Annotated in this window: 8 protein-coding genes and 8 pseudogenes; 10 read left to right on the top strand and 6 right to left on the bottom strand. The window is 59.6% G+C overall.

Going from position 1 to position 13,804, the window contains the following annotated elements; translation table 11 throughout:
- The 3 genes and pseudogenes from K309_RS43170 to K309_RS0126745 all read left to right on the top strand — a co-directional run.
- Window positions 1-302 (top strand): annotated as a pseudogene (locus K309_RS43170) (IS4 family transposase); the annotation flags it as partial.
- Window positions 303-382: 80 nt separating this feature from the next.
- Window positions 383-772: a cupin domain-containing protein gene (locus K309_RS0126750; RefSeq protein WP_035878441.1), complete on the top strand. Its 390-nt coding sequence runs from the start codon at window positions 383-385 to the stop codon at window positions 770-772.
- 90 nt (window positions 773-862) lie between these two features.
- On the top strand, window positions 863-1,708 hold the full coding sequence (locus K309_RS0126745) for an N-acyl homoserine lactonase family protein (RefSeq protein WP_035878446.1): 846 nt from the start codon (window positions 863-865) through the stop codon (window positions 1,706-1,708).
- A gap of 88 nt (window positions 1,709-1,796) precedes the next feature.
- On the opposite strand, the gene K309_RS37585 is transcribed toward K309_RS0126745, so the two are convergent.
- From K309_RS37585 to K309_RS0126725, 4 genes are all read right to left on the bottom strand, one after another.
- Complete coding sequence (locus K309_RS37585; RefSeq protein WP_035878440.1) at window positions 1,797-2,477, bottom strand: GntR family transcriptional regulator; 681 nt, start codon at window positions 2,475-2,477, stop codon at window positions 1,797-1,799.
- Between the two features lie 187 nt (window positions 2,478-2,664).
- Window positions 2,665-3,594: a 2-dehydropantoate 2-reductase gene (locus K309_RS0126735; RefSeq protein WP_029049231.1), complete on the bottom strand. Its 930-nt coding sequence runs from the start codon at window positions 3,592-3,594 to the stop codon at window positions 2,665-2,667.
- A gap of 15 nt (window positions 3,595-3,609) precedes the next feature.
- Window positions 3,610-4,947: an MFS transporter gene (locus K309_RS0126730; RefSeq protein ID WP_084402560.1), complete on the bottom strand. Its 1,338-nt coding sequence runs from the start codon at window positions 4,945-4,947 to the stop codon at window positions 3,610-3,612.
- Between the two features lie 137 nt (window positions 4,948-5,084).
- Entirely contained in the window at window positions 5,085-6,275 is a 1,191-nt protein-coding gene (locus tag K309_RS0126725) for a mandelate racemase/muconate lactonizing enzyme family protein (RefSeq protein ID WP_029049229.1), read from the bottom strand.
- Between the two features lie 242 nt (window positions 6,276-6,517).
- Between K309_RS0126725 and K309_RS44110 the strand changes: the two are divergent.
- From K309_RS44110 to K309_RS44335, 5 pseudogenes are all read left to right on the top strand, one after another.
- A pseudogene (locus K309_RS44110) lies at window positions 6,518-6,613 on the top strand (DinB family protein); the annotation flags it as partial.
- Between the two features lie 681 nt (window positions 6,614-7,294).
- A pseudogene (locus tag K309_RS44345) lies at window positions 7,295-8,916 on the top strand (DUF4158 domain-containing protein); the annotation flags it as partial.
- Window positions 8,916-9,050, top strand: a pseudogene (locus K309_RS44105) (Tn3 family transposase); the annotation flags it as partial. The pseudogenes K309_RS44345 and K309_RS44105, both read left to right, overlap by 1 nt.
- A gap of 251 nt (window positions 9,051-9,301) precedes the next feature.
- Window positions 9,302-9,461: pseudogene (locus tag K309_RS44340) on the top strand (Tn3 family transposase); the annotation flags it as partial.
- A gap of 8 nt (window positions 9,462-9,469) precedes the next feature.
- A pseudogene (locus K309_RS44335) lies at window positions 9,470-9,737 on the top strand (hypothetical protein); the annotation flags it as partial.
- A 442-nt stretch (window positions 9,738-10,179) separates the two neighbouring features.
- Here K309_RS44335 and K309_RS0126690 read toward each other — a convergent pair.
- On the bottom strand, window positions 10,180-10,590 hold the full coding sequence (locus K309_RS0126690; RefSeq protein WP_369796518.1) for a hypothetical protein: 411 nt from the start codon (window positions 10,588-10,590) through the stop codon (window positions 10,180-10,182).
- A gap of 261 nt (window positions 10,591-10,851) precedes the next feature.
- On the opposite strand from K309_RS0126690, the pseudogene K309_RS43140 reads away from it, so the two are divergent.
- Window positions 10,852-11,342 (top strand): annotated as a pseudogene (locus K309_RS43140) (ISL3 family transposase); the annotation flags it as partial.
- 12 nt (window positions 11,343-11,354) lie between these two features.
- A pseudogene (locus K309_RS40435) lies at window positions 11,355-11,892 on the top strand (DUF3141 domain-containing protein); the annotation flags it as partial.
- 152 nt (window positions 11,893-12,044) lie between these two features.
- Here the strand turns inward: K309_RS40435 and K309_RS0126675 are convergent.
- A complete protein-coding gene (locus K309_RS0126675; RefSeq protein WP_035878439.1) occupies window positions 12,045-13,736 on the bottom strand; it encodes an ABC1 kinase family protein in 1,692 nt (563 codons plus the stop codon).
- Window positions 13,737-13,804 lie beyond the last annotated feature (68 nt).

Below are 13,804 nucleotides of genomic sequence, written 5' to 3'. Positions count from 1 at the left end.
TGGCCGCGAGGCAGGACTTCGGCGCCAAAATCCTCAGCGACAACTTGCACGCCCTATGCTGCCTCAGCGCCGCGCAGGAACATGAGATTGACTCGGACCGTCGTATCAACCGAACCTTCGCCATCACGGCTCTCAAACCTGTCCTGTCAGCGGCGCTGCTCGGCTTGCGCTGGGCCAAGGCTGCCCTGAATGAGACCTTGGCTTTGATCGCAACACGTGCCCATCGCGTGCGACCGGATCGCAACAAACCTCGTCCGCCTCGCCCAAAGCCTCATCGACATGCCGCTTATAAGGCTTGTTGATGCTTACAGTAACTTGGGTGGATTGTCAGTTAATCCCCCCGCAGTACAGCCATAACAAAGATCTATTAGGAGACAACACCATGAATTACTCAACACGATCGCTGGCCGTTTTTGCTTCCGGAGTCGTCCTGCTGGCCGCAGGCACCAACGCGCTTGCCCAGAAGCGCACTCCGCTACAGACCATCGACTATCCGCCCGGTTACGAGACGGTCAGCGTGATTGCCGAACTCGAACCCGGGCAGTGCACGACCCGGCATGCACACCCGGGGATCGAAAGCGCCTACGTGCTCGAAGGCGAGGCGGTCGCCAAGTTCGACAGCAAGCCGGACCAGAGGCTTGTGGCAGGGCGACCGCTGCAGTTCGGCCAGGAAGAAATGCATAACGTCTGCAACACCGGCACGGCGCGGTTCAAGGCAATTGCTCACTATATTGCCGAGAAGAACAAGCCGCTGGTGCTGCGTGCGCCCTGATATCCCATTTGATTATTTTCACCAGGAGAATAGGTAATGCTGAGGCAAACAAAAGTGGCGCTGACATCTGCGCTGGTGTCTCTGCTGTTCATGCTGGAAGGCGCGCCGGTTGCGCATGCGGCGTCCGCGCTGCCAGACGCCACCCGGGCCGGTTTGGCCGACAGGCTGTACCGCGTGGATTGCGGCCGCTCTCTGGCCAATGACGAATCGGTGTGGACACCGGGCGAGAATGTCGGCAAGAGCGTCGAGTTCTCGTCGACCTGCTGGCTGGTCAAGCACGGAAAGGATTGGCTGCTCTGGGATACCGGCGTGCCCGAATCGTCGTACAAGGATCCCAAGGGGTGGTCCACGCTGCCGAAACTGATCGTCTATCACCTCGACAAGACGCTGACGGGCCAACTGGCGGAACTCGGACTCAAGCCGGATGACGTAGGCCGCGTGGCAATTTCGCACACCCACGGCGACCATATCGGCAATGTGGGCCTGTTCCCGAACTCGACGATTCTCATGCAGAAGGCCGAGTATGACTGGATTCATTCGCCCAATGGGTCGAACGAGAACGTCAACCAGCTGATGGCGCTAGCGCGCAAGCTGATGGGAAAACCGAAGGACCTCAAGCTGGTTGAAGGGGATACCGACGTTTTCGGCGATGGCAGCGTGACGCTAGTGGCCACGCCAGGCCACACGCCGGGCAGCCAGTCGCTAATGGTCCACCTGAAGAATTCGGGATTTGTGATCCTGTCTGGCGACGTGGTGCATCTGGAAGGTAACTTCGAGCGAAGCATCGTGCCGTCGCTGAATACCAATAATTCGGATTCGCTCGCGTCGATGGAAAAAGTCAGGAAACTGATGGCAACCTACAAGGCGAAGCTGTTCATCAATCATGACAAGCATCAGGCCGAACAGCTCAAGCTGCTTCCCGCCTATTACGACTGAGACGACTGAGACGACTGAGACGACTGAGACGACCAAGGCCCGATGATTCGCGGCGCCGACGCTCAACACGTGTCGGCGCCGTTCTGCTTCAAACGTCCTGAAACTCGCCTTGCGTCTGCAAGACCTTCACCAGACGCTCGCCATGCATCTGCGCATAGTCATGGGCCAGTTTCTCGGCTTCCGCCGTATCGCCCTGCAGGATCGCCGACGCCATATGCTCGTGCTCGGCATAAATGGCTTCTGAATACTCCATCAGCTTCGTCGTCATGAGGATGTAGAGCATCACCGGGTCGCTGATCAAACCATACTGGACGATCAGGCGGCGATGCCCTGACAGCGCGACAACCGTCTTGTGAAAAGCCAGGTCCGCCTCGGCGATGCGGCGGCGATCCATATCGGCGATGGCGGATTTCAGCGCGGCCAGTGCCTCGCGCAGTTTCTTGCGGCCGGCGTCGTCGATATTCGCGGCAGCCAGTTTCGAGGCCATGCCTTCCAGGTTGCTGCGAAGCGTATAAAGCTCCCAGGCGTCTTCCGCCGACAGCGACACGACTTCCCATCCGGTATAGGCGTGCTGGATCAGAAGTCCTTCACTGGCCAGGCGCTGCATGCCGGCACGGACCGTCGAACGCGACAGGCCGATCTGTTTCGCCAGCGCTATTTCGGTAAGCCGGGAGCCGGGCGCGAGGTTGCCAGAAAAAATGGCGTCGCGAATCCAGTCGGCGGCCTGCCGATCAAGGCTGCGTTTGTCGATTTCAATGCGAGTACTCATAAATGCTTGACCGGAAACGGAAAACGCACCCGAACCAACCATGGAGCGGGTGCAAGGCGCTAGCCTGGGCTGCCAGGGCGGATGACTCGCATCATACCGCCCGGCGAAGGCGATTGTTAATTGTGGGCAGTTAATTCCAGGCGGCCGAGGTTTACAAATGTGCCTTCCTGAGCACGATTAGGGTAGATCAGAGCCTGCCGGCTGCCCGCCTTACTTCATAGGCCTGCAAGTTCAGCCAGCAAATCCGATGGATGGTCTCGTCCAGGCCATGCGCCCGGATACGCGAGAGCATGTACCCGACAATGTGCTCGCCCTCGATGGCCGACTTCCGTTCCAGGTCGCGCAAAATCGACGGAACGTACGCCGATTCCTTATTGGCGAACAACGCCCGATATTCGGCCAGGAATGCGCCGGTCATCGGATATCCCTCGCGCGCGGCGACCTGCTCGTGAACTGCCAGCACCTGATAGAAGAATTCTGTACCGCCTGGCACAGTGGCGATTTCACCGACGCTGGCGCGCAGCAGCGTAGTAACCGTGGCCACGGTGGAAAGGTGGACGAACTTCTCCCACAGGTTATGCATGATGTCGGGCACGGCACTGGCCTTGACGCTGTCTTGTGGAAACGCCCGCTGCAGGGCCAGCACCCGGTCGCTCATGACGCCCGACTGTTCGCCGAACTTGATATAACACCAATCGTTCAGATGCTGGATCGTGCCGTCCTTGTCGAGCGTGACGATGATTTTCGCCAGCCCGCCGAGCACGCGATCCGCACCAAAGGTTGCGTTGAGCTTGTCGATATGCGCCATGCCATTCAGCAACGGCAGAACAGCGGTATTCGGGCCCACGGCGGGGCGAATGGCTTCGATGGCGGAATCTTGGTCATAGGCCTTGCTGGTCAGCAGCACGATGTCAAAGTGCCCGTCCAGCTCCTCCTGGGTGACCGTTTTCACCGCAGCGTGGAAATCACCATACTGGCTGCGAATATTCAGCCCATCGCGTTCGAGAATCGCGCGCCGCGCCGGGCGCACAAGAAAGGTTACGTCCGCGCCGTGCTGGACCAACCGGCCGCCATAGTAGCCGCCGATCGCGCCGGCGCCCAAAACCAGAATTCGCATGATGTCTCCTTTTAATCAAACGCGAGCGTCGCCCTTGAGCAATCGCTGGGGCATGGCCGTGAGCAGCAGAATGGCGCCCAGTACCAGCGTTATCGCAAACGTGTATAGCCCGTAATTCAGCGACCCGGTCGTAATCTTGACCCAGCCGAGCACGGAAGGGCTGGCAAAACCGCCGATCAGGCCAATACTGTTGATGACCGCAATGCCACCCGCCGCACCGGATGCGGACAGGTACGAGGTGGGAATCGTCCAGAACAGTGGCATGGCGGTCAGGATGCCGAGCGTGGTAATCGAGAATACGACCAGCGCGACAACCAGGCTGCTATGGACAAGCGTTACCGCCACCAGGCCAATCGCAGCGACGATCATGCCCAGCGCCACGTGCCAGCGGCGCTCGCCGGTCTTGTCGGAATGCTTGCCGACAATCACCATGCCGACGCACGTCACCACATAAGGAATCGCCGTCAGGATGCCGATCTGCAGTGGATTGGTGACGTGATAGCTGCGAACCATCTCCGGGAGCCAGAAACTGATGATGTAAAGGCCGGCGGCGATCGTGAAGTAAATCATCGACAGCGCATACAGCCGCGGGTCTCGCAGGGTCTTCACGAAGGAATGATCGTGGCCGTGCGTGCCAGTTTCGCCCACTTCATGGATCAGGATGTCTTTTTCCCGCGCCGTGAGCCACCGGGCGTCAGCCGGCTTGTCGGACAGCACAAACATCACCAGCACGCCGAGGATGATCGACGGCACCGCCTCGATAATGAACAGCCACTGCCAGCCGCCAAGCCCCGACGCGCCGGTCATATTGACCATGATCCAGCCCGACAGTGGGCCACCAATCACACCCGACACCGCAATCGCCGACATGAAGAGCGTAATGATCTTTCCGCGCATGGCGGGCGGATACCAGTACGTCAGATAGAGCACGATACCGGGGAAGAATCCGGCTTCAAACGCGCCCAGCAGGAAGCGCGCGACATAGAACTGCGTGGGCGTGGTGATGAACGCAAAGCTCGCCGATATGCACCCCCAAACGACCATGATCCGCATCAGCGTCTTGCGCGCGCCAATCTTTTCGAGTAGCAGGTTGCTGGGCACCTCGAACAGGAAATAACCGAGGAAGAAAATGCCGGCACCAAGCCCGTAGACGGCGTCCGAGAACGCGAGATCCTGTTTCATCTGCAGCGCGGCAAAGCCAATATTGACGCGATCCAGATAGGCAAACACGTAGCAGACGAAAAGAAACGGAATAATGCGCAGCGTGACCTTGGCAAAGGTACGCCGCACCTCGTCGCTCGTGTGCAATGGCGCCGCTTGCTGCCGCGCGGCGGGGGTGGAAACTGTCATCATGATCCTGCTCCAGCCATCGAATGGTGGTGATATGGGCGGCTCCCGAGGGGAGGTCGCGCCAGCGCGCGACGGTCTCCCCCTCCTCCCCGGAAGTGATAGGAATCTCTAGTTGAGGGACTACGCTTCAGGCCCGGCGCTTACAGGCCAAGATGGCTGCGACGGACTTGCGGCGGATGGGCGCGCAAAGCTTCCTCAATGGGGTCGCAACCCCAGCCCGGCGCATCGGGAACGAGAATGCTGCCGCGCTCAATTTGAGGTGTGCTGGTAAAAAGCTCGTCGTCCCAGGACAGCCGATCCACATCCACTTCCATTACGCGCAGATTCGGCACCGCCGCCGCGAAATGCACGTTCATCGTCGTGGAGAGATGGCTGTAGAAGTTATGCGGCGCGATATTGACGTCGAACGCGTCGGCAACGTTGGCGATTTTCATCGCCTGCCAGACGCCATTCCACACCGCATCCACAATGGCCACATCCATCGACTGCGCCTGGAAATAGGGCAGGAACTGGCGCATGCCAAACAGCGTCTCGCACGCCGCAATCGGCGCGTGACTGCGCTGACGGATATACGCCATGGCGTCCGGATTGTAGATATCGAGCTCCACCCAGAACAGATCGAAATCCTTGATCGCATTGATCAGCGAAAGATAACCCTCGGTACGCGCGTTGAAATTCAGGTCCACCAGAATATCGACGTCCGGACCAGCACCATCGCGCAGCGCTTCCAGATGCGCTCGCAGATTCCGGATCAACGCCTTGTCGACGGTCAGCGACGGCGCATAAGGCGAACCAAAACCAGCCATCCACTGACGCGGCTTGCCATTCTCATCGACAAACAGATTCGTCTTCAGCGCCGAAATACCGGACTTGCGCGCGTCTTCACCCGCCTTCTTCACCCCGTCCAGATCGACAATGGCCGGCTGATACAGCTTGGGATGGCTGATCCGCCAGGTCGCGCAGTGCGACCAGTAAATTGGCACGCTGTCCCGATGCTTGCCGCCCAGCAACTGATAAACCGGCAAGCCCAACGACTTGGCCTTCGCATCGAGCAAGGCATTCTCGATAGCACCAATCGCCTCGGCACTAAGCCCATAAGGAGCCGGCCGCAACGACGCCGCCAGCCGGCCATACGCTTCCTCGTGGTCGTACACCGACTTGCCAATCAATCGCGCCCCCAACTGCTCGATCACAGCCGTCAACCCCGGCGGCCCAAATGACTCGTCGTACTCACTCCAGCCGACCGTGCCGTCGGACGTCACAACCTTCAAGAAGTAGTAATTACGCCACCCGGCGTCGCAGGAGATCGTCTCAAAGTGCTCAATACGCATGTTTTCCTCGCTCTGTACGTTGCCAACAATTGATTGTTAACAATTAACGAGGAATTTAGGTCGTCGCGTAGAACTGGGCAACTAACGTAAACCCGAGGAAAAGGAGGGTTCGCCAGGCGGGGGTTCTGTTTTGGGGAGTGAGATGGCATCCGCCAGGCTCTCGCTCAGCCTACGGACAGGAGGGTTGGCCGCAATTCGAAATATCTTAAGCTTCACATATTCACGAATCCTGGCCGGCCCTCGGCTTCGCCAGCGACATGATGTATCAAGTTCCCTGTACGCCCCCGTCAAATGATCTGCCTGTATTCCTCAGAGATCACTATCGAAAGGCTCGGTGAGCCTTTCTCAAGCGAATGTTTCCATTGCAAGTCATCCCATCTCTGCGGGCAATTCCTGAAATTTGGCGACCAGGAAGTCAATAAAAGCGCGCGCGCTGTCTGGTTGCGACGCTGCGAATAATAGGGGGCGTGCCTCACATATACCCAGAAGTAATAAAGAGCCCGGTCTTTATGTCTTCGGCCCAGCCCTGTAGGCGTCGGCTGGGTCGGGTTTCTGCCAGCGATTGCCGACAGCACCGTGCGGTACCCATGTGGACCATGCCGAGAGGCTGTTGACTAACACGCCGCCGCGGCGGGCCCAGGCGCGATGGCTTCGCGACCAGAGCTCCCCCGCCCGACCAAGGGCGCCGATCGTACGCAAAGTTCCGCGGCATCCGGTCCAGAAATAAATAGGTAGCGCGCTAAAGCCGCTGCACCTCGCCCAGTTGGATCGGTTCGTGTACTGGCTCGATGCGACGAGCGAGACGTCGTGCTCGGAGAGAAGGCATCAGCTGCTATTTCCCCCAGACAAAGCGCGACAGCCACTACCCGACTCCAACCCAGCGTGATGACCAGGCAGCGCCGCAGGCTTGGCGTTCTGGCATCGACTGCATATTCTGGCCAGTTCGAGCGAGCTCCACGCAACCTCGCAAAGCGCCGTACCGAATAAGTCCGCCGATCCCGGATAGGGAGTCCCTTACCATGGCCAGCATCGAACGAACTGCCTATCCTCGGTTTCCGCGTATCCTGACGCTAAAGGATCTGCAGGCCTCGTTCACCCCGCCCAGAGGAAATCGAGTGGGCGCAAGGCTTCGCGCGCACTGCTGAGAGGCGCCTCGCGCTGCTGGTCAACCTGAAGTGTTTCCAATTCCTGCGGCACTTTCCGGCAGTGGAGGCAGTGCCCGCCGAAGTCGTCGAATACGTGTCGGCCTGCCTGGGCATGGCACCGGTTCAGCGCATCACCTATCCCGCTGCGCGTACCGCGCGCTATCGCCATCACAAGGTGATCCGTACCTTGCTGGGCATCAAGCCGTACTCCGATGCCCAGACCCGCCTCGTCGCGATCCGACTTGCCGAGGAAGCCGCCGGCGTGGTGGACACACGCGTGGACATCCTCAACATCACGATCGAGGAACTGGTTCGGCTGGGCTACGAGCTGCCCGCCTTCCGGACGCTCGATGAGATCGCGGAACAGGCCCGTGCCGTGGCTGACGCCGCGCTCCATCGCCACATCGAGCAGCGCCTGTCCGCCGACCAGCGCCAATGGCTCGATCAACTGCTGGAAACCGAGTTGCCGGCGCGGCGCTCGCTCTATCAGCAGATCAAGCGATCCGCAAAAAAGGCGACGCGCAAACACCTCGACCTGGTGCTGGACCAGTTGAAGTGGCTCGAATCGCTGCCTGACAACGACACGCTGCTCGACAGCGTCCCGGCCACCAAACTGAAACACTTGGCAAATGGCGTCGGCCCTCGACGCGGGTGACATGAAGGACTTCCGGCCCGCCAGGCGACACGCACTGATCCTGGCCCTGATCCACCAAATGCGCATCGGCGCGCGCGACGACATCGCGGAAATGTTCATCCGCCGCATGGGGCGATTCACAAGAGTGCCAAGGAAGAACTCACTCTCATCCAGGCGCGCCAGCGCGAATTGAGCGAAGAGCTGGTTGCCGCGCTCGAACTAGTCATCGGCATTGTGGCCGAAGGCCTGGACGACGCCCATACCGGGAAACGCGTGCGCGAGCTGCTGGCGCCGCACGGCGATCTGGACAAGCTGCAGGCCGATTGCGAAGCGATCCGGGTCTGGAGCGACGGGAATCATTTGCCATTGCTGTAGAAGCCTTTCAAGTCATGGCGTGCGGCGATGTTCCAGATGGCGAGGAATTGCGCGCTGTCGCGGCGACCGAGGCCGACTACTCAAGGCGTTGGACGTCGTGCTGCAGAACGAACACCGCAAGACCGAATGGCTCGCCGACGAGGTGGACCTGTCGTTCGCCTCCGAGCGCTGGCGAAAGCTGGTGCGCCGTTCGGCCCACCTTGGGCAACCCGACGAATCGGCGCTACCTGGAGGTATGTGTGTTTTCCCATCTCGCCGGCGACCTTGGGGGGAATGTCAGGCGTTGCTCCAGGACTATTGCGATCGGATCGGTCTCGCGCCCGATGCGCAGGGCTTCGTCGACAATCTCAAGAAGCTGCTGACGGGGACGGCCGAACAGGTCGACAGTGAATTTCCCCAGCATGCCGGCGACGTGACGATCAGCCCGAGCGGCGAGCCCACGCTCACACGCATCGTGGCACGCGAAATACCTTCCACGGCCATCGCCGCACGGTGTACCTGCTGCGCTGGATCTCGCAGAAGGATATGCGGCAGGAAGTCACCGCGACGACCAACAAGATCGAGTCGTATCACGCCTTTACCAAGTGGCTGGACTTCGGCGGGGACGTCATCACCGAAAACGCCAGCTGATGCCGCGCATCCGCAATTGGAAGGATCTGCGCTTCTACAAGGCGGAGAAGGGCAGTCGCTACAAGACAGTGGTTGCGGATCAGCTGCCAGTCGATGACATCGCTGAATAGACGGTCGATTGGATGCCGTTCAGGTAGGTAAATGCAAAGACGGCTTCGGATTGGCCGTGCGTATCCGAATAGACGGTGTCGGCCTGGACACTCAGGCCGGCCCTCGATGACATAGGATCTGATGCAGATGGCAATTTGGGGATCCAGGCCGGCCGCGTCATGTCGCCAATGCTGCTTCGCAAGCTGAGCCACGAGGGCCGGCACAACCGGCTGTTTGCGGCGGCGCGTGAGCTCGGGGCGCGAGCTGCGCACGGTGTGCCTGCTGCGCTGGATCTCGCAGAAGGGTTGGCGCGTCGCATATTCCATATCGCCATGCGGGTACAGAATCTCGAACAGATGATCAAGGGCCGGCCCGCACACTGTGACGGTCCTAGCAACGTAGCATTGATCAAGGCGCTGCATGGCGCCAAGTGGCACCTGTGGCACGGCTGCCCCCATCCGGCGTTGCGCCGACTGGAAAGCCTGGGGTGGGATCTGGACGCCGAGGCCAGCCCCGCAGCTCCGGTCGTACGTTGAACGATGGTATCCGTCCATCTCCCGGGACGAAGACCACCGCCTTGCCGCTTAGTCAGCCCCCGGTTTGGCGCGGTCTCCGAGACGGGCGAGCCATCCAATCAGATTGAGCAGCGCAATTTTGCCGCTGCCAGGGGGGCCAACAAAGGAAACAATACGGAGCCGACGACGAAAGTAACCCGCGCGGAGATCACCGCGCACGATATGACTTTGTCAGGCTTTTTGATTGAACGATTGCAATCGCGTCTCCCATAGACGTTCAGCGACGGGGATCACCACTTGGACTCTTGGCCATGGAGGACCGTCAGGGACTTCTGCAGATGCCTCCTGCTTCGAGGACTTCGGGCGGGGAGGACTTTTCGCGGGTGTCCGGTAAGACACGAGGGAGGCGACGCCGACCGCTGATACCGCTCGGGCCCGCCATCGTCGACGGTGCCTCATGACCTGGATTGAGCTATCGCGCTAGCCGAGCGGTGCGACACCGCCATCGATGACTACTACTTGGAACGCGCGCCGTCCGTGTACGGATCTCGGCTGCCCGTCCGAGCCCCGTCAGTAAAGGTGTCGCGCTTGCCCTGGTTGGCTCCTTCCGTGTAAGGGTCCCGCTTGGTCTTGGTCGTGCCTGCGGCGGACGGGCCCCCGTCGCTCCGGCCGGCCAGTTTGTTGGCCCCGTCGGTGTACGGATCGAACGTGCCGGACTTTGCGCCATCTGTGTATGGGTCCACCTTTCCCGACTTTGCTCCATCGGAATAGGGGTCCGGTGTTTTCTGGCCATACGCCGAAGCAGAAATCGCCGCAGCACCGACAAATATGGTCATCATGAGTTCCCTATACATCTCTTGCTCCTGTGTGGATGACGCGATCATTGTCGCCCCAATAGCGGTGACTTCGTCGTACAGTGCTTGCATAACGCAGCCGCCTGACAGTTTGAAGATAGCCGGGCACTGGATTCCCTGATTGACGTGCATCAAGCCAGCGCATGGTTAGCAGCAGTGAAGGGCTTTTCGAGCCGGTGGCGCAAAAGCAAGCCCAATTGGCCGCGACGCTGGGAAAAATTGCGGACCCGACCATACCTGAGGAGTATTCTCGAGAGCTCGCGATCGAAATGTTGAAGGAAGGTATTCACCGCCCCATAGATTCCGTCTTATTGCCGTGCGCCGGGATGTGCCAGGCTACGTGCAGCCGTCATGGACATGAACACCGCCTACAATCTGGAAGTGCGCATGCATTGCCCGCAAGCCGAGGTGGTCTATGACCTGTTCTATGTGGTAGCCAAGTACGGGCGGGAGGTCATTGACAGAGTTCGAGTTGACGAGGCGAACCGTCTGCGCGGTGACCGGGTGGCTCGCAAGGCGCTGATGACGGTCCACATGCTCAAGGACGATCTCAAGGCCTTGTGGGACTACCGGCACTGCGGGTACGCCAGGCGGTTCTGGCAGGACTGGTACGAGCGCGCCATGGGCAGCGGGATCGAGCCGCTGCGCCAGTTCGCCCGTCGGCTTAGCCCTACCTGCCGGGTATCTTGGCCCACAACCGCTGGCCCTTGGGCCCCAATCTGGTCGAAGGCATCAACAACCGGATCAAGGCGATCAAGCGCATGGCCTATGGCCTCCGCGATGACCATCTCAAGATCCGTGCCGCCTTCGCCGGAATTCGGCGACTAAATTTTCTGGCCGATTTAGGTAGTGGGCGCTTCGACGGCGTATGGCTGGTACAGAACTTTCAGATGCTCAAGCCGGAATCGGCCCTCTGGGAAGAGTTTTACACCGTCTTCGCCAACCCGGACCAAGAGGCGGAGTGATTCCTGGAGTTTGAGCGCTGGTGGAACGGCTTCTATTTCCTGAGTCGAGAGGAACTCGTTGCGACGGTCCAGGACCTCTTTGTCGGCAACAAGCTCGAAACGGGAGAAGCTCAAGTGGATTGCGACTGCACGGCCGATTTGCGCCGTATCCGCAAGCCGCTGGTCATCTTCGCATCCTACGGCGACAACATTACACCGCCACATCAGGCGCTCGGCTGGATTCCCGTGGTCTACCCAAGCACCGACGACCTAGTTGCTACCGAGCAACGGATTGTCCTATCTGACTAATCCGCACGTCGGCCATCTCGGCATTTTCGTATCGGCAAGCGTGGCACGCCATGAACACCGAGCCATCTTACAGTGCATAGCGGCGATAGAGGCGCTGCCCCCCGGCTTGTACGAAATGAAGCCGTGCCCATGGCGGTGCCACCATTCCGGTTCATCGCCACCCGCCGAGACGGCACCGGATAGCGACATGGCGACCGCAAAGCCGGCCAATGTGTACATACTCGCGAGTCTCATCAGGCTACCCCGTCGCGTGGTACCCGGCCAATGGGGGCGCTAAAGCCGCCCGGAGCGCAAAATGGCAATTGCCCACGCAAGTCCCATTACGGTGGCAACGACAAAGCCCACGAGCCCCAGTAGGGGGATCCCCAGATAGTGGGGACCACTGTGGAATGCCATGACGATCGAGGAGCCGATGACAACGCTCGCGATAATCAGGCTCAGACTTAGCCGATTGCTCCCACGGTCGATATGCGCTTCCAATCCTTCCAGCTGATCATGTTCGATATGAAGGGTTGCCTTACCGCTGCTCAGCACATCCACCGCGCGATTCAGCATATCGGGAAGATTTGTTGCGGCCCGATGTAGCGAACGCAGGGTGCGAAAACTTCGACTGAATTCGACAAACGGACGATTGAACCCTCGCTGGATGCGACGGGCAAGCAAATGCGGAACGTAATCGTGGAGGGAGGCCAGGACGTTGAAGTTAGGATCCAGCGTGAGCGCCTGGGACTCGACCGCCATGAATGCCTTTGACACTAGCAGGAATTGGCGGGGCACGCGAATCTGATGACGCTGGCTGAGTTGCGTGAACTGGCGGACGATCTCACTGAACGAATACCCTCTGCCTGCTGCCTCGTAGTACTTCTTGAGCGCTTTCGCGACGTCATAGGTAAAGGTCTGGCGGTCAACTTCCTCGGCGGCCACGCCCATCTCGAAATAGGCGTCCACCATCCAAGAAACTTCCTCCGAGCTAACGGCCAGAATGAGCTGGGCAAGTGCGTCCTGGTCGTGTGCCGATAACTCGCCCATGATTCCAAAGTCGTGGAAGCAAAGACGTCCATCGGAGAGTATGAAAACATTGCCGGGATGGGGGTCGCCGTGGAAGAAGCCATGTTCGAAAACTTGTTTCAGGTAGCAGTGCATCAGCTTTTCCGCAATACGTTGCCGATCTATCAAATCGGTTGGCATCTGCTGAACAAGCTTGTGCCCTTGGCTTCGCTCCATCGTCAGGACACGCTGGCTCGTCATGTCCCAGTAGATGAGTGGCACAAATACATCGGCATCATCGGCGAGGTTCTCACGCAAACGATCACCACTGCGCGCCTCGATGTGGTAGTCGAGTTCATCAGTAATGCAGCGGGCAAACTCTTCGACCAGATCCGTCGGTCCGAACCTCCGGCTTTCCGGCACATGCAGTTCCAGCCGCCGGGCGAGAAAGCGCATGATACTGACATCAGTGTGAATGATGGGCTCGATACCAGGGCGCTGCACCTTGACCACGACGCTGGTCCCGTCCTTGAGCCGGGCCGTGTGAACCTGGCCGATCGATGCGGCGGCAAGCGGCGATTCGTCGAATTCAGCGAACAGCTCCGCTACAGGGCTCGCCAGTTCCCGCTCGATGATGGCGCGCGCCTGAGCCCCGGGAAATATTGAGACGTTATCCTGAAGACGTTGCAACTCGTCGATAAAACTCTCGGGCAACAGGTCACGCCGCAAACTGAGGAGCTGACCGAACTTGATAAATGCCGGTCCAAGGCCTTCCAGCATCTCACGAAACCGCTTCGCGTCGTGAATATCGGTTTTCGCCGATTCAGCCGCCATGCCGAACATGGTCCGTCCGACCCGCAACCGCTCTACGTAATGTGCCCAGCCCGTCGATGCCAGTACCCGGAGGATCTGTAGGAGCCGCGGCAATTCGGCGGGAGCCGGCCTGTCATCCGCTTCGTCGCCTTTACGGGGTTGCATGGCGGAATTCTCTGTTGAGGTTAGTTCGGCACATTCAGCACGAATGTGAGCGTTAGCGATCCAGGACG

It is taken from the genome of Cupriavidus phytohabitans (assembly GCF_000426345.1).
GTDB lineage: Bacteria > Pseudomonadota > Gammaproteobacteria > Burkholderiales > Burkholderiaceae > Cupriavidus.
Note: the sequence above shows the minus strand (reverse complement) of the source record. Positions and strands in the feature narration are given on the sequence as shown.

What these genes read in the sequence shown, in the direction of transcription:
- K309_RS0126750 (WP_035878441.1), top strand. Translation starts at nt 383, where the DNA reads ATGAATTACTCAACACGATCGCTGGCCGTTTTTGCTTCCGGAGTCGTC.
- K309_RS0126745 (WP_035878446.1), top strand. Translation starts at nt 863, where the DNA reads ATGCTGGAAGGCGCGCCGGTTGCGCATGCGGCGTCCGCGCTGCCAGAC.
- K309_RS37585 (WP_035878440.1), bottom strand. Translation starts at nt 2,477, where the DNA reads ATGAGTACTCGCATTGAAATCGACAAACGCAGCCTTGATCGGCAGGCC.
- K309_RS0126735 (WP_029049231.1), bottom strand. Translation starts at nt 3,594, where the DNA reads ATGCGAATTCTGGTTTTGGGCGCCGGCGCGATCGGCGGCTACTATGGC.
- K309_RS0126730 (WP_084402560.1), bottom strand. Translation starts at nt 4,947, where the DNA reads ATGATGACAGTTTCCACCCCCGCCGCGCGGCAGCAAGCGGCGCCATTG.
- K309_RS0126725 (WP_029049229.1), bottom strand. Translation starts at nt 6,275, where the DNA reads ATGCGTATTGAGCACTTTGAGACGATCTCCTGCGACGCCGGGTGGCGT.
- K309_RS0126690 (WP_369796518.1), bottom strand. Translation starts at nt 10,590, where the DNA reads ATGCAAGCACTGTACGACGAAGTCACCGCTATTGGGGCGACAATGATC.
- K309_RS0126675 (WP_035878439.1), bottom strand. Translation starts at nt 13,736, where the DNA reads ATGCAACCCCGTAAAGGCGACGAAGCGGATGACAGGCCGGCTCCCGCC.